Annotated in this window: 21 protein-coding genes and 4 tRNA genes; 9 read left to right on the forward strand and 16 right to left on the reverse strand. The window is 62.9% G+C overall.

Annotated features, from left to right (window positions below; genetic code table 11):
- Window positions 1-18 precede the first annotated feature (18 nt).
- Genes OPV09_RS19560 through OPV09_RS19580 form a run of 5 tightly spaced genes read right to left on the reverse strand, consistent with a single transcriptional unit; the run spans window position 19 to window position 3396 of the window.
- The gene (locus OPV09_RS19560; protein WP_338679160.1) at window positions 19-1239 is read right to left on the reverse strand and encodes a HAMP domain-containing sensor histidine kinase; all 1221 of its coding nucleotides are present in this window, start codon (window positions 1237-1239) and stop codon (window positions 19-21) included.
- Window positions 1236-1937: a response regulator transcription factor gene (locus OPV09_RS19565; RefSeq protein ID WP_338679161.1), complete on the reverse strand. Its 702-nt coding sequence runs from the start codon at window positions 1935-1937 to the stop codon at window positions 1236-1238. Before OPV09_RS19565 ends, OPV09_RS19560 begins: the two co-directional genes overlap by 4 nt.
- Window positions 1934-2473 (reverse strand): GNAT family N-acetyltransferase, encoded by a 540-nt coding sequence (locus OPV09_RS19570; protein WP_034751969.1) that lies wholly within the window; start codon window positions 2471-2473, stop codon window positions 1934-1936. The genes OPV09_RS19565 and OPV09_RS19570 overlap by 4 nt, the downstream gene beginning before the upstream one ends.
- 15 nt (window positions 2474-2488) lie before the next feature.
- Window positions 2489-2836, reverse strand: coding sequence for an SMI1/KNR4 family protein (locus tag OPV09_RS19575; protein ID WP_034751970.1), 348 nt, complete (start codon window positions 2834-2836; stop codon window positions 2489-2491).
- The gene (locus tag OPV09_RS19580) at window positions 2833-3396 is read right to left on the reverse strand and encodes a GNAT family N-acetyltransferase (RefSeq protein WP_034751971.1); all 564 of its coding nucleotides are present in this window, start codon (window positions 3394-3396) and stop codon (window positions 2833-2835) included. The genes OPV09_RS19575 and OPV09_RS19580 overlap by 4 nt, the downstream gene beginning before the upstream one ends.
- A gap of 139 nt (window positions 3397-3535) precedes the next feature.
- Here OPV09_RS19580 and OPV09_RS19585 point away from each other — a divergent pair, with 139 nt between their 5' ends.
- From OPV09_RS19585 to OPV09_RS19600, 4 genes are all read left to right on the forward strand, one after another.
- Complete coding sequence (locus OPV09_RS19585) at window positions 3536-5119, forward strand: sensor domain-containing diguanylate cyclase (protein ID WP_338679162.1); 1584 nt, start codon at window positions 3536-3538, stop codon at window positions 5117-5119.
- A gap of 35 nt (window positions 5120-5154) precedes the next feature.
- Window positions 5155-5895 carry a CPBP family intramembrane glutamic endopeptidase gene (locus OPV09_RS19590; RefSeq protein ID WP_338679163.1) on the forward strand — a complete coding sequence of 247 codons (741 nt, stop codon included), beginning with the start codon at window positions 5155-5157 and terminating at the stop codon, window positions 5893-5895.
- Between the two features lie 253 nt (window positions 5896-6148).
- The gene (locus tag OPV09_RS19595; RefSeq protein ID WP_219327255.1) at window positions 6149-6655 is read left to right on the forward strand and encodes an AAA family ATPase; all 507 of its coding nucleotides are present in this window, start codon (window positions 6149-6151) and stop codon (window positions 6653-6655) included.
- Window positions 6656-6775: 120 nt separating this feature from the next.
- The gene (locus tag OPV09_RS19600) at window positions 6776-7480 is read left to right on the forward strand and encodes a hypothetical protein (RefSeq protein WP_139143480.1); all 705 of its coding nucleotides are present in this window, start codon (window positions 6776-6778) and stop codon (window positions 7478-7480) included.
- A gap of 40 nt (window positions 7481-7520) precedes the next feature.
- On the opposite strand, the gene OPV09_RS19605 is transcribed toward OPV09_RS19600, so the two are convergent.
- The gene (locus tag OPV09_RS19605) at window positions 7521-8666 is read right to left on the reverse strand and encodes an alpha-hydroxy acid oxidase (RefSeq protein ID WP_070304600.1); all 1146 of its coding nucleotides are present in this window, start codon (window positions 8664-8666) and stop codon (window positions 7521-7523) included.
- Between the two features lie 82 nt (window positions 8667-8748).
- Complete coding sequence (locus OPV09_RS19610) at window positions 8749-9720, reverse strand: phytanoyl-CoA dioxygenase family protein (protein ID WP_338679164.1); 972 nt, start codon at window positions 9718-9720, stop codon at window positions 8749-8751.
- A 115-nt stretch (window positions 9721-9835) separates the two neighbouring features.
- Between OPV09_RS19610 and OPV09_RS19615 the strand changes: the two genes are divergently transcribed.
- Window positions 9836-10711 carry an AraC family transcriptional regulator gene (locus OPV09_RS19615; RefSeq protein WP_338679165.1) on the forward strand — a complete coding sequence of 292 codons (876 nt, stop codon included), beginning with the start codon at window positions 9836-9838 and terminating at the stop codon, window positions 10709-10711.
- A 55-nt stretch (window positions 10712-10766) separates the two neighbouring features.
- Here the strand turns inward: OPV09_RS19615 and OPV09_RS19620 are convergent.
- The 4 genes from OPV09_RS19620 to OPV09_RS19635 all read right to left on the reverse strand — a co-directional run bounded on the left by OPV09_RS19620 (window position 10767) and on the right by OPV09_RS19635 (window position 11394).
- Window positions 10767-10843: transfer RNA gene (locus OPV09_RS19620), tRNA-Arg, on the reverse strand.
- Window positions 10844-11003: 160 nt separating this feature from the next.
- Window positions 11004-11080: transfer RNA gene (locus OPV09_RS19625), tRNA-Arg, on the reverse strand.
- 78 nt (window positions 11081-11158) lie between these two features.
- Window positions 11159-11235, reverse strand: a tRNA-Arg gene (locus OPV09_RS19630).
- A gap of 82 nt (window positions 11236-11317) precedes the next feature.
- A tRNA-Arg gene (locus tag OPV09_RS19635) sits at window positions 11318-11394 on the reverse strand.
- A 425-nt stretch (window positions 11395-11819) separates the two neighbouring features.
- Between OPV09_RS19635 and OPV09_RS19640 the strand changes: the two genes are divergently transcribed.
- Window positions 11820-14303, forward strand: a complete 2484-nt coding sequence (locus OPV09_RS19640) for a hybrid sensor histidine kinase/response regulator (protein ID WP_338679166.1) — start codon at window positions 11820-11822, stop codon at window positions 14301-14303.
- A gap of 330 nt (window positions 14304-14633) precedes the next feature.
- Window positions 14634-15623: a GGDEF domain-containing response regulator gene (locus tag OPV09_RS19645; RefSeq protein ID WP_034754992.1), complete on the forward strand. Its 990-nt coding sequence runs from the start codon at window positions 14634-14636 to the stop codon at window positions 15621-15623.
- A 75-nt stretch (window positions 15624-15698) separates the two neighbouring features.
- On the opposite strand, the gene OPV09_RS19650 is transcribed toward OPV09_RS19645, so the two are convergent.
- Complete coding sequence (locus tag OPV09_RS19650; protein ID WP_034754991.1) at window positions 15699-16094, reverse strand: hypothetical protein; 396 nt, start codon at window positions 16092-16094, stop codon at window positions 15699-15701.
- A 282-nt stretch (window positions 16095-16376) separates the two neighbouring features.
- Here OPV09_RS19650 and OPV09_RS19655 point away from each other — a divergent pair, with 282 nt between their 5' ends.
- The gene (locus OPV09_RS19655; RefSeq protein ID WP_331776125.1) at window positions 16377-17090 is read left to right on the forward strand and encodes a sensor histidine kinase; all 714 of its coding nucleotides are present in this window, start codon (window positions 16377-16379) and stop codon (window positions 17088-17090) included.
- Window positions 17091-17167: 77 nt separating this feature from the next.
- The gene (locus OPV09_RS19660) at window positions 17168-17683 is read left to right on the forward strand and encodes a DUF6265 family protein (RefSeq protein ID WP_338679167.1); all 516 of its coding nucleotides are present in this window, start codon (window positions 17168-17170) and stop codon (window positions 17681-17683) included.
- Between the two features lie 51 nt (window positions 17684-17734).
- Here the strand turns inward: OPV09_RS19660 and OPV09_RS19665 are convergent, their stop codons facing one another.
- From OPV09_RS19665 to OPV09_RS19680, 4 genes are all read right to left on the reverse strand, one after another.
- On the reverse strand, window positions 17735-18229 hold the full coding sequence (locus OPV09_RS19665; RefSeq protein ID WP_338679168.1) for a hypothetical protein: 495 nt from the start codon (window positions 18227-18229) through the stop codon (window positions 17735-17737).
- 165 nt (window positions 18230-18394) lie between these two features.
- Window positions 18395-19693, reverse strand: coding sequence for an NAD(P)/FAD-dependent oxidoreductase (locus OPV09_RS19670; RefSeq protein WP_034754989.1), 1299 nt, complete (start codon window positions 19691-19693; stop codon window positions 18395-18397).
- A gap of 15 nt (window positions 19694-19708) precedes the next feature.
- Window positions 19709-20206, reverse strand: a complete 498-nt coding sequence (locus OPV09_RS19675) for a hypothetical protein (protein WP_070301995.1) — start codon at window positions 20204-20206, stop codon at window positions 19709-19711.
- Between the two features lie 90 nt (window positions 20207-20296).
- Complete coding sequence (locus OPV09_RS19680) at window positions 20297-21061, reverse strand: transporter (protein ID WP_338679169.1); 765 nt, start codon at window positions 21059-21061, stop codon at window positions 20297-20299.
- Window positions 21062-21118 lie beyond the last annotated feature (57 nt).

Here is a 21118-nt window from a genome sequence, read left to right on the forward strand (position 1 = left end):
TGAAATCCGCTGACTTTATTAAGCCTGGGTGGGAACGATCGCGACACGGTACTGCGTCGCGCCGGGGTGGAAAGCAATGTCCCAGCGCATCGCTTGCGCCAGGCGCAGCAGCAGGTTCTGGCCATGGGCGAAACCGTGGACGCGCCGTGGCTGCCCCGCCTGCACGGTATTGACAATGTTCAGGTGGCCTTGCGCAAACGCAATGCTGATGCGGCAATCGGGGCCGCCATGAAACAGCGCATTCGCCAGGCAATTATTGATGAGCAACATGACCAGCTGGACGTTGCCGGCCACGTCCAGCCGCTCGGGCAAGTCCAGGGTCAGCAGGCTGGCGTCCCACGGATGTTCGTCGAGCAGGCGCAGCAGGCATTGCTCCATACAGCCGCGCAACTCCACCACCTCGCCCGGCAGTTGCTCGGCCCGCGCCAGCGCGAACAGCACGTCGATGGTGGCGCGCATCTCGTCCGTGGATTGCCGCAGCTGCGCCTGCTCTTGCCCGCCCAGGGGCTGCGCCTCGGCCAGCGCCAGCGTGTTGTGCATCAAGGTCAGCGGCGTGCGCAGCTCATGGCTGACGTCGCGGGCGAAGGCCTGTTCGCGCTGCAACACCGCCTGCAGTTCGGCAAACGTGGTTTCCAGGCGGCGCGCCAGGAAACCGATCTCGTCGGGGCGATCGCGCTCGCTGAAATGGACGGCGCTGCCGGGCGCCAGCTGGCGCGCTTCCTGGGCCAGGCGCTGCAGGGGCAGCACGAGGCGCCGCGCCAGCCAGTACGCCAGCAGCAAGGCCAGGGCGATCAGCGCCAGCGCCACGCCCAGCACGACACCGCCCACCTCCCGCGCCAGGCGCTGCACCACCAGCACGGGCGCCACGTCGGCCAGCAGATAGCTGCGCTGCGGCTTGCCAGCGGCAACGAGGTCCAGCGCCAGCACGTGATAATGCTGGCCCGTCGTGGTAAACACTTCCCCGCGCGGGGCTGACGGCAGCACTTGCTCGCGCACCACTTGAGGCAGATCATGGTAGTTGACGTAAGTCTTGATGAGGTCGTTACCAGACGGCGTAAGCTCACCGTGCTGGCGCAAATGCTGGCTGACCACCGCCGCTTCGCGTTCGAGCAGGCGCTGCACCAGCATGTCTTCCGTCACGTAGGCGATCACCAGCGCCAGGCCCGTGTAGCACAGGCACAGCAACACGGTGAAACCGGCCAGGGCAGCGAACAGGCGCTGCCGGATCGACTTGCTCATGGAAACGCCGCAGAGCCGAAGGCAAGGCGGTAGCCCAGCTGCGGTATGGTCACCAGCATGCCCGCGCCGCCGGCCAGCTCCAGCTGCTTGCGCAGCGCGTAGATGTGCGATTTGAGCGCATCGCTGTCGGGCGGCTGGCTGCCCCACAGATGCTGCAGCAAGGCCGAACGCGACACGGCGTGCGGATGCTCGCGGCACAACAGCAGCAAGATTTTAAAACCCGTCTGCGTCAGCGGCAGCGCCACGTCACCGAGCAGGGCGCGCCCTTCGCGCGTCTGCAAGGTGAAGGGGCCCACGCGCATTTCCTGGTGCACATGCAGCTGGTGCCGGCGCGCCAGCGCTTCGCAGCGCAAGGCCACTTCGCGCAAGTCGAACGGTTTGCTCAGGTAATCGTCGGCACCGTCGCGAAAGCCGCGCGCCTTGTCTTCATACGCATCGCGCGCCGTCAGCATCAAGATCGGCACATTGCTGGGTGCCCCCACCTTGATGGCGCGGCACACTTGCAAGCCATCGATGTCGGGCAGGTTCAGGTCCAGCAGCACCACGTCATAGCTGTTGCGCGTGGCCAATTGCACGGCCAGCGCCCCCGTGCCCGCATGGTCGGTCTGCCAGCCCAGGCCGTCGAGGAAGTCGAGCACCTGGCGCGCGATGGCCAGGTGGTCTTCCACCAGCAGTATGCTCAGGGGCAAGCGATTCATGGAGTGTGGGCAATGCGCGCATACAGCCAGAAATTGCCGGACCTACCGCGAATTTGCCGGTAGCAGCGCAGATAGCCTTCGCGCTCGAAACCGCAGCGCTCGAGTACGCGGATCGAACGTTCATTGCTCTCCAGCACAGTTGCCTGGATGCGCAGGAAGCCCAGGCGCTGGAAGCCCCAGTCCATGACCGACGCGGCGATGGACGTGGCCACGCCCTGCCCCCATACGGCAGGAGACAGATCGTAGGCGATTTCGGCCGTGCGGTGCTGCGGGGAAATCGCATTGAAGCCGATCGTGCCCACCAGCTGGCCGCCCTCGCGCAGCACGATGGCCAGGCGGATGGACGACGCTGGCTGGGCCGAGGCGTAATCATCGAAATTGGCCTGCAGATCGTCGGCGCAACGCAAGTCCCAGCTCGTGTGTTCCACGACAACAGGATCGGCCAGGTACGCATACCAGGCAGGCGCGTCACTGCGTTCCAGCTGGCGCAACGTCACCAGTGGATGGGCTGAAACGGGTAAATCGGCAGCTTTCATTGCTTGGCATCCTCCTCAATCCAGCGGGCAATCAGCGGCCAGCCAGGACATGAAATCATCGGCAGCCAGTTCGAAATCGTCGCGCTGCATCGATCCATGCCCCACCAGATACACGGCGCGGTCGCCATCATCGAGCGCCAGCATGACGGCGCGCCCGCCGCTGTCGTCGCCGATGGTGATGTAGCCGGGGCAGGATTGCAGCGTGTCATATGTTTCGTTACGCTCCACCAAACTTTCTGCGCCATACAGCAATACCTGTTCGCCACGGAGACCTTCCTGCCAGTCCTGGAGAAAGCGCAGGTAGTACGCCGGCAAGGCGCGGCCCAGCCAGCTCTCGAGCGCTTCGGTTTCCTGCTGGCTCACGCGGCGCCTTTGCGCCGTGCCTCCCACGTACGCCGCAGCAAGCCGTACAGGGCCGTATCGCTGACGTGGCCGCCGACGATCCAGCGTTCGGGCAAGAAACCTTCCTTGCTGAAACCCTGGCGTTCCAGGGCGCTGGCCGAAGCCGTATTGAGCGGATCGATATCGGCTTCCAGGCGGTTCAGGTCGCGCTCGATGAACGCGTATTCCAGCAGCGCCGACAAGGCTTCCTGCATATAGCCCTTGCCCCAATGCGGGCGCGCCAGCGCATAGCCGATTTCGGCACGGCGGTTCTGGCGGTGCTCGGAAAACAGGCTGCAGCTGCCCATATATTCGCCCGTCGCCTTCAGCGTGACGGCGAAGCGGAAGAATTCCTCGCTCTCGAAAGCGGCGATGTCCTCGGCAAGCTTGCGCGCGGCGATGCTGGCATCCTGCCATGGCGGCTCGCTGAAATAGCGCATCACTTCGGGATCGGCATGCATGGCGAAGAAGTCCGCTTCATCCGATGGTTGCGGTTTGCGCAGGATCAGGCGTTCAGTGGTGATGGTTTTCGTGTAGGCCATGCGACTCCAATCAAAGGTTCAAAGGGGCAATGCTTATTATTCCATGCAACTATAACGATGTAGCAACTTTGTGATCTTGCATTTTAATGTAGTATGGCAATGTTTCACCATATCATAGATGCAACTTCATGATCCGCCTATGCACGCAACAAAAGAAGCAGCAGATACCGACGCCATCCCGGCGCAGCCCGAGGTCTTGAGCAAGCACAAGCGGCCAGTGATCGTCTGGGCCAGCATCGCCTTCTTTTGCATGTGCGCCATGCTGCTTGGCATGACCATCTGGATCGTCTGGTCTTCGCGCGAAGTGCGCTTGCACGAGGCTAGGGCGACGACGGAACACATGGCGCGCACCCTTGCGACCCAAGCGTACATGGAGCTGGAAGTCGCCGATGTGATGCTGGAAGATATCGTCGAGCACATCCGCAACGAAGGCAATAATGACGCGACCGGCGAGCGGCTGCAATCGCATCTGCAGCAGCTGTCGAAGAATATCGTGGAAATTGCCGGCGTCTTCATTTTTGACAGCCGCGGAGACTGGCTGGCCAGCTCGTCCGGCGCCGGGCAGGACGGCAACAATGCGGACCGCGACTACTTTACTTATCACAAGACGCATGCGCAGCTGGGCAGCCGCATCAGCGCGCCCGTGCGCAGCAAATCCAGCGGGCAATGGGTCTTGCCCGTGTCGCGCCGGGTGGAATTGGCGGACGGCTCCTTTGCGGGAGTGGTGCTGGTCACCCTCGGGCTCGCCTCCTTCGAACGCATCTACGATAGCCTCAACCTTGGCAATACGGGCACGGCCTTCTTTGCCCTCGACGACGGCACCTTGATCTACCGCCGGCCATTCCAGCCCGGCGTCATCGGCATGGATATTTCGTCGGGTGCAGTCCTGCGCGCCTACCGCGAAAAAGGGCCTGTCGGCACGGCCATGATGACGGCGAAGGTGGACGAAATCGAACGGCTGTACAGCTATCGCCACCTGCAGCGCTTTCCCGTCATCGTGGCGGCGGGGCTATCGGAGGAAGATATTTTCGCCGAATGGCAGCGCTTGAGCATGCAAATCGTGCTGGCGTCGCTGGCGGCAGGCGCGGCGCTGATCTACTTGTTCCGCAAGCTGATGCGGCAGATTGCCGTACGCGACCATATCGAAGCCAGCCTGCGCGTGGCCACGACGGAGCTGCGGCACGCCAATGCGGACCTGGCGGCGCGGGCCTCGCAGGATGGCTTGACGGGGCTGGCCAACCGCCGCTGTTTCGACGAGACCTTGGCGCATGAATTGAAGCGCGCCCAGCGCAGCGGGCACGAAGTGTCGCTGATCATGCTGGACGTGGATTTCTTCAAGAAATTCAACGATCAGTATGGCCACGTGGCGGGCGACGAGTGCCTGCAGGCGGTTTCCGGCGCCGTGGCGCGCAGCGTCGGCCGGGCCGAAGACCTGGCGGCCCGTTACGGCGGCGAAGAGTTCGCCGTCATCATGCCCGGCACCGGCGCGGCGGGCGCCCTGGAAGTCGCGCAAGCGATCCGGGCGGCCGTGGAAGGCTTGCAGATTCCCCACGCGGCCAGCGCGAACGCAGTCGTGACCGTCAGCCTGGGCGCGGCCACGCTCCAGCCTGGCCAAGACCGCCCCACAGATAGCAGCGAGCTGATACGCGAGGCCGATGCCTTGCTGTACCAGTCGAAAAACACGGGCCGCAACCGCGTCAGCGGCGGCGTACCAGCAGCATGAGGCCGCTTATGTCCGGGAAAAGAATCGCTCTCACCATGCCGCTATCCCTCATCGCACTGGCCGTCTGGCTGGGCTTGAGCATGGGCGGCCGCTGGCTGGAAGCCGCCGGCTACGCCTTGCCGGGCGCAGCCGTCACCGGCCGTATCGGCCTGTCGTGGGCGCTGGCCGCAGTGTTCGCGCTGGCGCTGCTGCTGGCGTCAAGCCGGCCCCGCGAAGCGGGCCTGGGCGCGCCGCAGCCATGGAAATCGCTGTGGCTCGTCTGCCCTCCCCTGCTGTATGCGCTGCTGATGCTGTTGCTGGCCTGGGCCGGCGGCTGGCCGCAGCCGCGCGTGCTGCTGATCGTGGCGTGCAATGCGGCGCTGGTGGCCATCTCGGAAGAACTGATGTTCCGCGCCATCTTGTTGCAGGGCATGCTGGACCGCTACGCCGTCTGGCCGGCCGTGCTGATTTCCTCGGCGCTGTTCGGCTTGGCCCACACGGCCAACGGCTTGGCCACGGGCGACGTCAGCGGCGCCTTGTGGCAAGCCGTGGCCGCCGCCTTGCAGGGCGTCGGCTATGCGGCCATCCGCCTGCGCACCCGCTCCATCTGGCCGATGGTGCTCGTGCATGGCCTGTGGGACTACGCGCTGGTGACGGCCACCTTGCCCAACCCGGCCGAAGACGGTGCGTCCATCTTGCCGTACATCGCCCTGCTGGCCGTGCTGCCCCTGTGCCTGTACGGCGTCTACCTGCTGCGGCCCAGCCAGCGCGCGGCCATATCGCAACCGCAGCCATAATGTCGCGACAAGCTTTCCATCCATGGACCAAGAAAATGGCCGCGCATAAGGGAGGCTTGACAGCGCGGCCCATCGCATGGCATCGTTGCCCCATGCAATCGCCACTCCCTCCCCTGCCATCGATTATTGCCGCCATTCCAACGATGGTGGCTTAGCAGCAGTGTGATTGCCAAAGCCGCCTGAGAGGCGGCTTTGATGTGCAGTCACTGGTCAAACCGTCTCGCAGGTTTCATTTCTTTTTTAGCGAGCGACCATGCCCCCAACTTCCAGCACCCCCGCTTCCCCCACCCTGCACCTCGTCTGCGGCAAGATCGCGTCCGGAAAATCCACTCTGACAACCCGGCTGGCCAGCGCGCCACAGACCGTGCGCATCAGCGAAGACAGCCTGCTGGCGCAGCTGTATCCGGGCCAGATCGCCAGCCTGGCCGATTACGTGGCATGCGCTACGCGGCTGCGTGCGGCCATCGCTCCTTTGGCCCTGCAGATGCTGCAGGCGGGCGTGTCCGTCGTGCTCGATTTCCCCGCCAATACGCCGGCCAGCCGCGCCTGGATGCGCGAGCTGTTCCAGCAGGCGGACGTGGCGCACGTGCTGCACTATCTGGACGTGCCGGACGAAGAATGCAAGGCGCGCTTGCGCCAGCGCAATGAAAGCGGGTTGCACCCGTTTTCCACCAGCGACGCTGATTTTGACGCCATCACGCGCCACTTCGTGCCGCCCGATGCTTCGGAAGGTTTTTACATCGTTCAAACAAGCCGTTAATGTTTCCTGGCTGGCTGTCGGCAAGAGCTTGTGTACTTTCGACCAGGATGCTTTTTTTGACATGTCTTCGTTTCGGCTGATACTCTGCATGTCTCACAATAAGAAACAGGACAGCACTCCGTGAAAATAATGAAGTTCGCCGGCAGCGGCCTGGCCATTCTGCTTGCCTTGCTGGCTGGATCCGCACAGGCGCAATATGCGCCGGTCGATGCCGCGCGGACAAAGAACGAGGCAGCGGCCAAATTGATGCTTGAGTCCTTGAAACAGACCAGGTATTGGATCGTTCCCAATCCACAAGCCATCTCGCGCTATGAGTTCCAGGAATTGGACGAGGACGGGAATCCCGCTGGAAAAAAGTTTGTCGTCACGGAAACGACGAGTTTCACCGTGCATAGCTATGTAGATAAAGACTTCCGGCACTATGCGCGGATCGTCTTCGAAGATGACAAGGACGCGGCGCTGGAGCTCTCCTTCTATCTATTCGAGTCCAGGCCGGGACCGCTGACGCTATTTCGCAATGTCTACGATCCGGCCAAACGCTCGCGGTTGGATTTTGTCGAGTATCTTTTCACCTCGCCACCCAAAGATATCGAGATAGCAGAGGCCAAAGAAGGCATCCTGGAAATTATCTTCGAGACCGCCCTGCGAGCAAAAGGCGACGTCAACATTGGCATGAGCGCGAAGCAGGTACGCGCCTCCGGCTGGGGAAAACCTGTCAGCATGCACAAAAAATCCGATGCGGCCGGCGCGCACGAAGAGTGGCTATACGAAAGCAGGCGTTCCTTGCTTTTCACAAATGGCAGACTGGCCTCCATCCGGCGCTGATACGTGACAGCACGGCCAGGCAATTGCCGCCCCACTGGCCTTAAAACGTGCCCGGCAGCAGGATCTTTTTATCCACCTGCTGCAAGTCGCGCAAGCCGCAAAAGGCCATCGTCAGGTCCAGCTCGTTGCGGATGATGTCCAGGCATTTGGTCACGCCCGGCCCGCCCATGGCGCCCAGGCCGTATAAAAACGGGCGGCCGATGTACACGCCTTTCGCGCCCAGGGCCACGGCCTTGATCACGTCCTGGCCCGAGCGGATGCCGCCGTCCATGTGCACTTCGATCTGGCTCCCGACGGCGTCGACGATGGCGGGCAAGGCTTCGATCGACGATTGCGCGCCATCGAGCTGGCGACCGCCGTGGTTCGAGACGATCAGCGCGTCGGCGCCGCTTTCGACGGCCAGGCGCGCGTCTTCGGGGTCCATGATGCCCTTGATGATCAGTTTGCCACCCCAGCGCTGCTTGATCCATTCCACGTCCGCCCACGACAGGCTCAGGTCGAACTGCTGCTGCGTCCAGGCCGACAGCGACGACATGTCGGACACGGACGTGGCGTGGCCGACGATGTTGCCAAAACCGCGCCGCTTCGTGCCCAGCATGCCCGCCACCCAGCGCGGCTTGGTGGCCATGTTGATGATGTTCGGAATCGTCAGCTTCGGCGGCGCCGACAGGCCGTTGCGCAAGTCCTTGTGGCGCTGGCCCAGCACCTGCAAGTCCAGGGTCAACACGAGCGCGCCGCATTTCGCCGCCTTGGCGCGGTCGATCAGGCGGTTGATGAATTCGCGGTCCTTCATCACGTACAGCTGGAACCAGAACGGCTTTGTCGTGTTCGCCGCCACGTCCTCGATCGAGCAGATGCTCATGGTCGAGAGGGTAAACGGCACACCGAAGCGCTCGGCCGCCTGGGCCGCGAGGATTTCGCCATCGGCATGCTGCATGCCCGTCAAGCCCGTGGGCGACAGGGCCACCGGCATCGATACGTGCTGGCCCACCATGGTCGAGGCCAGGCTGCGGTTTTCCAGGTTGACGGCCACGCGCTGGCGGAATTTGATCTTGGCGAAATCGCTGTTGTTGGCGCGGTACGTCGATTCCGTCCAGGAGCCGGAATCGGCGTAGTCGTAAAACATGCGCGGCACCCGTTTCTGGGCCAGCACGCGCAAGTCTTCGATGCTGGTGATGATACTCATGCGTTTCCTCGGTCGATGGCAAGTCAAGCCATGATCGTGCATTTGCCTGCAATTGTCTATCCGGCAGGCAATGCCGCCACACTTACCAAGCGCGTGCGCCGAGGATTTTCCCGCCCAACTCCGTCAGGCGCGCTTGCGGATAACGCAGCTTTTCCTTTTCCTCGGGGTCGCCGGGAAACGCATAGCCTTGCGGCGCGCTGCGCTCGCGCCAGCTTTGCACCCTCCAGTCGCGCAGGGACTGATTGTCTTCCTGGGCCGGCGTAAAGGAAATGTATTGGGCCAGGCGCACCTGGTCCGTCGACGTGTTCGGGCGGATGCCGTGCGCCAGCAGGCTGTTGAAGATCAGCAACTCGCCTTTCTTCATGGCGATGAATTCCATCGGGTACGGCACCTTCGCCAGGTCCGGCTGCCATGGGTTGCGGTCAAGCGGCACGGTCTTGCGCCACGCCAGCAAGTTGTTGAACAGTTCCGGATAGCATTGAAAACCGCCGCTCTCGGGCGACGTATCGGACAGGGCCAGCACGCCTTGCACGTTGACGGGCAGCGGGTCGAGCGTGGTGTCGGCATCCCAGTGGATGAAGCCGCCAAACTTGCGCTTGCCATTGTTCGGCGTGTTCAGGTTGGCGCGGTCGATCGTCACCCACAGGTCTTCGCGGTCCCATATGTCGACAAAGGCGTCATAGACGCGCTGGGTCTGGCGGTTATCCCACAGGGTCTGGTTGTGATACGCCTCGACCATGCCGGAACCATTGAGTTCCTTCATCGCGTGGTCGCGCAACTGGTCCCGGTTCCAGGTGGCCGGGTCGTTCTCATCGAGTCCCTGGAATTCCCACAGAAAGTCCGTTGTGCGGCGCACCTGCTCGGGCGATACGGCATCCTTGACGATGACGTAGCCGTAGGTTTGCCAGTGCAAGAAGTCGCTGTCGGACAGCACGCGCAGCGGCAGCTGTTTCCGGATGTCGCGCAACTGGGTTTGTTCCGTGTAGGCCACGGACGGGTTGCCGGGACGGTCTTCGCCGTACTGCGGGTTTACATACTGAACCTGGTCTTGCATCGCTGTCTCCTGTGTTGGTGTGAGACAGATTGTGCGACGGAAGATTAGAGGGAAATGCGTGCGGAGCGACCAATACTGATACTATCCTGATCATCCATAGCTAATAAACGTCACGATGACGCCTTTATTCGAACAAGTCACGATCCCGACGGGCCACTCCTGGGGCTTGCTGTGGCGCGAACTCGATGCCATTCCCTTCATCTGGCATTACCACCCGCAATTCGAGCTGACCCTGACCGTGAATGCGCGGGGGCAGCGCTACATCGGCGACCATCTGGGCGACTTCGAACCGGGCGACCTGGTGCTGCTGGGGCCGAATCTGCCGCACACGTGGTCGGCCAGCGAGCGCATCGACAGCGCGCAACCGATGCTGGCCGTCGTCGTGTGGTTTTCGCTCGAGTGGGTGGAGCAGCTGGCGGCCTGTTTTCCGGAGTTGCACGGCGTGCGGCAGCTGGCGGCCCGCGCCGGCCCGGCCCTGCATTTTTCAGCGGACACGAGCGCGCGCTGCGCCCATCAATTGCTGCAACTGAATGCCCTGCCCGTGCCGCAGCGCCTGCCGCTGCTGCTCGACGTGCTGCTGGACCTGGCGGCCGATGGCGCCGCGCGGCCGCTGGCCTCGACAGCACAGGCGCCGATGCATGCCGATGGGCAGCAAAAGCGCATGGCCATCGTGTTTGACTTCATGCACGCGCATTTCCGGGAAGAGATCGCACTGGAAACATTGGCACAGCGGGCCGCCCTGTCGCTGGGCGCGTTTCACCGCTGCTTCAAGCGCCACGCGCATTGCACGCCGGGCGAGTATCTGGCGCGGCTGCGCATCGGGCGCGCCTGCCAACAGCTGATCGAAAGCAATCTCGCCATTGCCGTCATCGCGCAAGAGGCGGGCTACCGCAACCTCGCGCATTTCAACCGCCAGTTCCGCGCCGCCAAGCACGTCACGCCGCGCGCGTTTCGCCTGCAATACCGGCACGGCGCCAAAGACTTGGCGTAAATCCGTTCGGAAACGAAAAAGGGGATCAGATTTTACAATCTGATCCCCAATATTCTGGTGCGGCTGGCAGGAATTGAACCCACGACCCCTTGGTTCGTAGCCAAGTACTCTATCCAGCTGAGCTACAGCCGCCTAAGACAAGATTATAGCAGGGCTTTGCAGAATGGCAAAGGGCGCCGTGCGGATATTTCACAATTGCCCAGGCCGCCAGCATGGTCGCTGCGAAGGCGCCGTGATGACGAAAAAAAACCCGGAAAGCGAACTTTCCGGGTTTTTTCACTACTGCTGATACTGGTGCGGCTGGCAGGAATTGAACCCACGACCCCTTGGTTCGTAGCCAAGTACTCTATCCAGCTGAGCTACAGCCGCAAACTCTGACACACTTCGCCGGACGGCGCGAAGCTTGAAACTTTCATCAAAACGAAGCGAACTCCGTCTTGGCAATACTGGTGCGGCTGGCAGGAATTGAACCCACGACCCCTTGGTTCGTAGCCAAGTACTCTATCCAGCTGAGCTACAGCCGCAAAACTTCTACAACATTCCATCAACAACATGGAGGTGAAACTTGTTACAACAAAACCAGGCAAAGTCTGATTTTCAGTATTCTGGTGCGGCTGGCAGGAATTGAACCCACGACCCCTTGGTTCGTAGCCAAGTACTCTATCCAGCTGAGCTACAGCCGCGCAGGCAAACATTATAGCGTATTCATTTCGCTTTGAAAAGTTCGATTTTTCAATCGCTTAGCTGATTTTGCAGAATACCGCCCCGCTCCATCGACTACCTTTTCACTGCCAAAAAGCGCACGCCTTTTTATCAGTGGACACTTCTGCTTTCACAGTGGCGCCCAGCGAATCGAGAAGTTGCTGTCTCGAAAGAAGCGGGATTATAGGGACTGCTTTCCAGCCTGTCCAGTGCTATCTGCAGGTGGCGCGCAAGCGTGCGGTGGCGGCGCGCCGCTTGGGGCTACAATACCAGCCAGACAGGGGCGTTTGTGCCTCCCCTAATGCATGACGGCGGGCATTGAGCATCATGACCTATTTAACTGAGCTTAGCGGCGGCCCGGCGGGGCAAGTGCCCGTGCGGCAGACTCACTGTTGCAGGATTTCCGATGGCCAAGCATGACCGCGAGCAAGACCTGCTTCCCCCATCAGCGCCGCTGAGCCTCTCCGACGAGCGCCTGTCCAACTTACTGGAAAGTATTACCGACGGCTTTTGCCTGCTCGACCGCGACTGGACCATCCGCTACCTCAATACGCGCGGCGCCGCCATGCTGGCGCCGCAGCACGCGCCTGGCGCGAGCCTGACGGGCAAGAACCTGTGGCAAGCCTGCCCCGACCTGCTGGGTACGGAACTGGAAACGCAGTACCGGCGCGCCATGGCGCAGCAGCACAGCAGCAGTTTCGAGCTGCTGTATCCGCCGCTGGGGCGCTGGCTGGAAGTGCGCATCTTCCCTTCCAGCGACGGCTTGACCACGTATATCCAGGACATCAGCCAGCGCAAGGCGACCGAGGAAACCTTGCGCCACAGCGAGGAAGACTTGCGCGCGCTGGCCAATTCCATCCCGCAACTGGCCTGGATCGCCAGCTTCGACGGCACCATTGCCTGGTACAACCAGCGCTGGCACGACTACACGGGCACCACTGCCGAGCAGATGGCGGGCGACGGCTGGAGCATCGCCTATGACGCGCAACACCTGCCGCCCATGCTGCAAGCGTGGAAGGCCGCCTTGCGCGATGGCACGCCCTTCGAAATGGAGTTCCCCATCCGTGGCGCCGACGGCCAGTACCGCTGGTTCCTGACGCGCGCCAATCCCGTGCGCGACCAGGGCGGCCAGCTGCTGCGCTGGTTTGGCACGAGCACCGACGTCGACCAGGTCAAGCGCGCGCAGGAAGCCTTGCGCGATGAAACGCGCGTGCTCGAGTTGCTCAACAATACGGGCGCGGCCCTGGCCAGCACCCTCGATTTGCCGGCCCTGCTGCAGGAAACCGTCGATGCGGCCACACGCATCAGCGGCGCGCGCTTCGGCGCCTTTTATTATGACGATGCGGGCGAGGTCCACGACAGCGTCGCCCCCCTGCCATCGGCACGCGCCGTCAACGGCATCAGCCTGCGCGAGGCCGATGCCATCGCCACGGAACTGCGCCAGGGAGCGGCCATGCGCCAGAACGACTTGCTGGCCGCGCCCGACGCCAGCGCCGGCGCCGCGCCGGCGCTGCGCAGCTGCCTGAGCCTGCCCGTCAGTTCGCGCTCGGGCCTGTTGCTGGGGCGCTTGCTGCTCGGCCATCCGCAAGCGGGCATGTTCAGCGCGCGCAGCGAACGCATCGTGTCGGCCATCGCGGCCCAGGCCGCCGTCGCGCTCGACAATACGCGCCTGTACGCGGCTGCCACGCGCGCCGCCGAAGAGCGCAAGGTGCTGCTCGACAGCGAACGCGAGGCGCGCGCCGACGCCGAGCGCACGAACCAGCTGAAAGACGATTTCCTCACCACCTTGTCGCACGAACTGCGCACGCCGCTGTCGGCCATCCTGGGCTGGGCCCAGGTGCTGCGGCGCGGCACGCGCGACCAGGCCGACCTGCACCGGGGCCTGCAAAGCATCGAACGCAATGCGCGCGCGCAGGCGCAACTGATCGAAGACTTGCTCGACATGAGCCGCATCACCTCAGACAAGGTGCTGCTGGACCTGCAAACCATCGTGCCCGCCAGCATCATCGCCTCGGCCATCGAAACCCTGCGCCCGGCGGCCGACGCCAAGCACATCGCCATCCACAGCAACATCGCCAGCGATGCGGGCACCATCACGGGCGACCCCAGCCGTATCCAGCAAGTGATCTGGAACCTGCTGTCGAATGCCCTGAAGTTCACGCCGCAAGGGGGGCGGGTCGAGATCGGCGTGCGCCGCGAGGCGAGTCGCCTGGCCATCACGGTGGCCGACAACGGCGTCGGCATCAAGAAAGACTTCCTGCCCCACGTGTTCGACCGTTTCCGCCAGGCCGACGCCTCCACCACGCGCCGCCATGGCGGCCTGGGGCTGGGGCTGGCGATCGTCAAGCACCTGGTGGAGCAGCATGGCGGCACGGTCACGGTCAGCAGCGCCGGCGACATGCAGGGCGCCAGCTTTACCGTGCGTCTGCCCCTGGGGACGCGGGCCGCACCGGTGCGCCCGAAGGGCGGCGAGCTGTCCGCCAGCCACGACTTGCGCGGCGTTACGGTGCTGCTGGTCGATGACGAGGCCGATGCGCGCGAACTGACGGCGCGCATCCTGCGCGACAGCCACGCCGACGTACATGGCGCGGGCAGCGTGGCGCAAGCGCTGCAACTGCTGGACCAGGTGCACCCGCATGTGCTGGTCAGCGACATCGGCATGCCCGACGCCGACGGTTTCGACTTGCTGGCGCAAATCCGTGCGCACGCCTCCCCCGATGCCGCCAGTCTGCCGGCACTGGCGCTGACGGCGTTCGCGCAACCGCAGGACCGCCAGCGGGCGCTGGCCAGCGGCTTCCAGGCCTGGATCTCGAAACCGATAGACCCGGTCGAACTGCTGGCGGCCGTGGCGCAGCTGGCCGCGCAGCGCGGAACGTCCCCTCCGCCCTGAACAGGGCCGCAATACGCCCCCCTAAAAAGATGATGCAAAGAAATACATAGTGCAGTACAAAATGACTATTTTCATGGGTTAGCTTTCCTACTTTCAGACGCGGCACTGTCCTACAAGCAACTAAGCGAAAGTTTGCTACACTGAAATGCAGAAGCACACCTGCACGGCAGGCCGGAGACGGCGGCCCTGGCCGGCGAGAACGGCAGAAGCGAACTCATGCGCTGTTGTGCGCCCTATCTTGTTGCAAGGCGCTACTATCTTTCCACAGCCGTCAGCCTATCATCTGCGGTAGAAGCCAGCGTTGCATAGACCGTATAACCGAGACCTTACATGCCCAGCCAAGATGAGATTTTGAAAGCCAAAATTTTGGTCGTCGATGATTCACCCGACAATGTTGACCTGATGCTGGAAATCCTGCGCGATGCCGGCTATACCAATGTGACGGCCACCATGCGTCCGGCCCAGGTTTGCCCCCTGCACCGGGAGCATTGCTACGACCTGATCTTGCTGGATCTGCAAATGCCGGAACTCAATGGTTTCCAGGTCATGAAAGGCTTGAAGGAAATCGAGCATGGCGGCTACCTGCCCGTGCTGGCCCTGACGGCCCAACCGAGTTTCAAGATCGCCGCCCTGGAAGCGGGCGCGCGCGACTTCATCAGCAAACCCTTCGACCTGATGGAAGTGCACAAGCGCATCCACAACATGCTGGAAGTGCGCCTGCTGTACAAGGAACTGGCGCAATACAGCAAACAGCAGCAGGAATTGGCGCTGCACGACCCGCTGACGGGCTTGCCGAACCGGCGCCTGCTGGAAGACCGCATCGAGCATACCTTGCAGCAATCGGCCCGCAGCCGCGGCAAGTCGGCCATCCTGTACCTGGACCTGGACGGCTTCAAGGCCATCAACGACAGTTACGGCCACGGCTATGGCGATGAAATCCTGAAAATGGTGGCGGCCCGCCTGGTGGGCGCCTCACGCAAGGAAGACACGGTGGCGCGTATCGGCGGCGATGAGTTCGTCATCGTGCTGGGCAACCTGGCCGGCAAGGGCGACGCGCGCGAACCGGCCGCCAAGCTGATCGAAGTCATTTCCGAGCCGTATTTCATCAACGACCTGACCCTGCGCCTGTCGACCAGCATCGGCATCGCCATCTACCCGGACGACGCCAGTACCGTCGACTCGCTGCTGGGCGCGGCGGACACGGCCCTGTACGAAGCCAAGCGTGCCGGCAAGAACCGCTTTTGCTGCATCCCGCACGAGGTGATCGCCGCGCAGTCGCAAGTAAACATGCAAAAAAACAACATTCCGTCGATCGCCTGAGTTTTCTTACCGCACCGCACGCAAAAAAACCGGCAAGCCTTCACGGCCAGCCGGTTTTTTTATGCGCAGGACGCTTTATTTCTTGCCAGCGGCTGCCTCATGCTGGCCCGCATGCTGGTGGTCCGTTTGCGCGTCGACCGTTTCGGGCGGCACTTCGATGCGCGTGATGCCGGCATCGACGGAAATCGGGTCGCTGGCGGGGAAAGTCATTTCCACGGCGTCGTCGAGCAGCTCTTCCTTGGCCCGCTCTTCGCCGCTCATGCCCTCTTCATCGGCCAGGATGGCCAATGCGCTGGCCCATTTGACGAAATTGAGGTTGGCCAGTTCGCGCACGGTGTGCACGCCAAACGCTTGCTGCAAGGCCTTGGCATCTTTCGGGCTGACGCCGCGCAGGGCGCTGATGGGCGCATTGACGATGTCGCGGAAGCTTTTGTCGGCGTATTCCTGGTCGACGATGGTATCGATATTCATGGCATGTCCTTTCGTTTCGGTAAGCGGGCCTGTGCTGCATGGAGAAAATGCATGACACCACTATGGCAGCGTGCGGCGCCCCGGTATGTGCGCAGCCGTACGTAACGGCAGGAACGGCAGCTGCTGGGGCAAACGATAATATTGCCTGCAATATAAAAGTGATGGAAGGAGATCAAAATTGCCGAAAAGACAGAAATTTTCCATCCATGCGCCCCGCGATGAAATCATCATGTATGATCCACAACTTGAATTTGGTCCACCTTTCACCATTCACGGGGCGCTATGTCCGCACAAATAGATCCGAACAAGGAAACGGCCCAGGCCGATGCGGAACGCGCCGCCGATCTCAGCGAGTTGCTCGGCCATGTCAACACCAGCTGGGACAATGAACGGCGCGCCCTGTCGCGCCAGCTGCACGACAGCCTCGGCTCGTCGCTGACGGCACTGACCATGCACCTGTCGCTGCTGACGCAAAAGATGCCGCAGGAAGCGGCCCTGCTCGACCGTGCGGCGACCATGAAGCAATTGCTGCTCAATGTGATCGAGACCAACCGCCAGATGCAGATGAAGCTGTGGAACGACAAGCTCGAGTTTCTCGGCGTGAATGTCGCGCTAGGCGAGCTGGCCACGCAATTTGCCGAACAGCACAACATCACCGTGCGCTGCAGCCTGCCCGAAGATGAACTGATTTGCCCGCGCAACGTGGGCGTGGCCCTGCTGCGCACCCTGGAAGAAGCGCTCGGCAACATCGCCGCGCACGCCAATGCTACGCAAGTGGACATCATCATCGACGACAATGACGAAGCGCTGATGATGACCGTCAAGGATGACGGCGTGGGCTTGCCCGCCAGCGAGCCCGTCGAAATGAGCAAGCACGGCCTGCGCTCCGTGCGCGAGCGCGTGCATTACCTCGGTGGCAGCCTGAGCCTGGCGGCCAATCCGCAAGGCGGCACGGCCCTGACCGTCGTCTTGCCGCGTGTGGCTCCGAAAGAATAGTCTTTGCCAGGCCACATCAAGCCAGAACACTGCCGGGGCACCCCGGACCGCAGAACGATTCGACGACAGGAGACCGCATGCAAGGACTGATCCCCACCCTGCTGGCAGCGCTGCTGGCCATGGGCACCGCCCAGGCCGCCGACAATACCGTGCCGCCGCCGGAAACCGTGGACAAGCTGGCCTGGCTGGCCGGCTGCTGGAACGTCGACGGCGCCGAGCCCGGTTCCGGAGAACAATGGAGCACGGCTGCCGGCGGCACCATCCTCGGCACCAGCCGCACCGTCAAGGGCGGCAAGACGACGGCGTTTGAATTCGTGCAGATCCGCCTCACCGAGCCGGGCCAGCTGGCCTACATCGTGCAGCCGTCGGGCGAGCCGCCCGTGATCTTCAACCTGCTGCGCCAGGACAAGCCGAATGAATTCATCTTCGCCAACCTGGATAATGACTTCCCGAGCCGCATCATCTACCGCCACGACAGCGAGCGCATCTTGCACGCCAGCATTACCGGCACCTTGAAGGGCAAGCTCACCACTATCGATTTCCCCATGACGCGGGGCCGCTGCGAAGCGGCGCCAATTCCGCGCAGCAAATAACAACCGGCGTCAAGGCAGGAACCAGGGCCGCATCTTGCGGCCCTTCTTGCGTCAAGGCTGCAAGCGAACGCCCGCACCCGCAGGAGGCGGCATGGTGAAGGCGGCGGCCATGCCCAGCCAGCCAGCGAACCAGGCAATGAAGGCCGCCACGTGGCCATACTCCCAGCGTGCACGCAGACGCGCATAGGCTGCGGCAAACTCCGCCTGGCTCACGTCGGCGCTACTCCCCCACTCCCCATTGACGGGGGCGACAAGGAAAGCCCACAGCAGCAAGGAGGCAAGCAGTGCGGCTGCCGACGCGGCCAGCAGGCGGCCCTGGGGCAGGCGCCTGGAGCGAAAAGCCAGCACGGCCACGGTCACCATGGCGGCCATTTGCACGGCGCCCCCTATCGGGCCAAACAGGGCATACAGCGTGCTTGTCACCTGCGCATACAGCGCTGGCGGATACGCCAGCTTGACGGGCAGTTCCAGCAGATGGGCGGCACCCGGCGCGAGCCCCAGGGCCGTCAAGGTCAGGGCAATGACTTGCAGTAAGCGTGATGGCATGCCTGCCTCCCCTCATCAAGCTGTCCGCTCATGGCGCGTGTGCTTGCCCTTGTTCTGACCGCGGGACGGCGCTGCGGTTCCCGGCCAACGCCACTCGCGCAATGCGTACGCTGCCATAAAAAACGGGGCACTGCGGCCCCGTTGGATTTCCCTACTTACCGCACATCAATGCAGCTTGACCTGCGGCGTGCTGCGCTTGATCAGGAAACGGCCCATGGCCATGACGGCCGTGCGCACGCTGCCCAGCACGGCATTGTGGTGCATCAGGTGCAGGCTCACATACATCATGCGCGCGACAAAGCCTTCGACGAACCAGCTCAGGCCCTTCAGCGATCCCATCAGGGTGCCGACGGAGGTGGTACGGCCAAACGACACGAGCGAACCGTAGTCCAGGTATTCGTACGGTTTCGTTTGCGGCGGCCTGCCCTTCGCTTGCAGCAGGAATGTTTTCAACAGGTAATCGGCTTGCTGGTGGGCAGCCTGGGCGCGCGGCGGCACCAGCTTGCCGTCCGGCCCCGTGCAGGCGGCGCAGTCGCCCAGCGCGAAAATATTCGCATGGCCCTGCACGTTGAGCATGCCCGTCACTTCCAGCTGGCCGGAACGGTTGGTTGGCAAGCCCAAAGTGGCGAGGAATTCCGGCGCGCGGATGCCGGCGGCCCACACGCAGATGTCGGCCGCATAGCTGGTGCCGCTGGCCACCGTCACTTTGTCGGCTTCGATCGTGGTGACGCGCGTATCGGTCACCACGGTGATGCCATGCTGGTGCAGCAGTTTTGAGGCGGCAATGGAGACGCGCTCGGGCAGCGGCGCGAGGATGCGCGGCGCCCCTTCGAGCAGGGTGATGCGTACATCCTTGATGGCGTTGAGATTCTGAAAACCATACGCGGCATACACGCCGCTCGCTTCGCGCAATTCGGCCGCCAGCTCGACGCCCGTGGCGCCGCCGCCGATGATGACGATGTCGACACCGGGATGGCCCGCGTCGCCCTGGCGCTGCTCGGCCATGGCCAGCAGTTTCAGCAGGGTCAAACGGAAACGTTCCGCGTCTTCCGTGGCATTGAGGGAAATCGTGTTTTCCTTGGCGCCGGGCACGCCGAAGTAATTCGACGTGCTGCCCACGGCCAGCACCAGCTGGTCATAGCTGACAGTGCGCTGCGGCAAGAGCTGCTCGTCCTTGTCCGTGGCGATGGCGCCCACGGTGAGGCTGTTCGAGCCGGCGTCGAGCGCGATCAAGGGACCATAGACATAGGTAAAACCATTGTCATGCGCCAGCATCTGGTACGACAGGCCCTCTTGATGAATGTCCAGGGTGCCGGCCGCCACTTCATGCAGCGACGGTTTCCAGATGTGGTACAGGCGGCTGTCGACCAGGGTGACCTGGCCGGGGCCGAGCTTGCGGCTGAGTTTGCAGGCCAGCTCCAGGCCGCCCGCACCTCCTCCTACGATAACGATTTTACTATGCAAATATCCTCCTGCCTGTTAATCCTTGTGCCCGTTGCCGTTGCCGCGGCCATTGCCGTTGCCATGGCCCTTGCCCGGATGGTCATCATGCTTGTCGCGCTTGCCTTCATGCTTGTCGCGCTTGTCATCATGCTTGTAGTCGTGACGGCCGCGGTCGCCGTAATCGGGACGGCCATGGTCGCCATGCTGCTGGCGGTAACGGGGCACATATTGGTTGTTATACCAACTATCTTGGACGAAATATACCTCTTGGTTACAGGCATTATACTTGCGGCAGTGCTTGGACCAGTGTTTGGCATGGCCGGGCGGCACGCGCAGATAGATCGGACGGGCCGAATAGTATTGCGGGCGCTGTACGATGACGGGCTGGGCATAGATCAATTGCGGCGCGGGATAGTCGCCGATATCGAGGCGTCCGTAAAAGCCTGGCTGGCCGACGGTAACGGAGACGCCGACTTGGGCGACGGCGGCGGTAGCTGCCGACAGCAAGGCGGCGGCAAGAATCAGGGTTTTCATGGTGACACTCCTTTTAGTTATGCCGTCATTGTAGACCTTGTGTGACTAACTGTTTGTTCGCAAGGACACATAAGGAACTCCGTGGCAATCTCACCACAGTTTGCCCAAGGGCACGACCACACCGCTGAACAGCGACCAGTCCGGCGACGACGCCGTCAAGCCGCGCGCCATGCCGATGTCGATGGCCAGCCGTGGCGTGGGACTGTAGGTGGCGGCCAGCAGCAGCTGCGCCGTGGACGGCGCACCGCGCAGGCGCGTGCCCGACACTTCCGCCGTGGCGCCCCAGCGGCCGCTGACGGGCGTGGAAAAAGAGGTCGCCCAGCCCGTCTGCACCCTGCCCGCATCCGGGTCGGACGCCCCCAGGCGTGTGGCGTTCAGGTTGGCATCCACGTGCACGGCGCCCAGGTCGCGGCTGAAAATACCGTTCAGCGACACGTCGCTCTTGCCGCTGCCGATGCTGTCCTTGGCCGTGGGCAACTTCCACCCCAGCTCCAGGCCCAGCGCCGTGGCGCTGTCGAGCAAAAAGGCGCGCTTGAGCACGAACGTCGTGTCGCCTACGCCCGTTTCGCGCCGCGCCGTGCCGTCGTGCGCACGCACAACACCCTCGCCTTCGAGCAACACGCCCCATTCGGGCGTGAACGCAAGTTTGAAAGCGTAAGGCAGGCTGGCGCGGCGCGTGTCGTCCGTTTTCGATAGCAGTCCGCCGGCCTCGAATTCCAGCTGGCCCGGCACGGGCAGCTGGGCGGGACTGGCTACGGAAGGCCGGTAAGGCAGGACGGGATCACCCTGCTGCGCCTGCGCCAGCGGCGCCAGGGACAGCAGCAGAGATAAGCAAAGCAAGCGGGGAGACGGCATGAAAGATCCGGAAGTGGCAAACGCGCAATAGCGACAGCCTACCACCGCCGCGCCGAT

It is taken from the genome of Janthinobacterium sp. TB1-E2, assembly GCF_036885605.1.
Taxonomy (GTDB): Bacteria; Pseudomonadota; Gammaproteobacteria; order Burkholderiales; family Burkholderiaceae_D; genus Janthinobacterium; species Janthinobacterium aestuarii.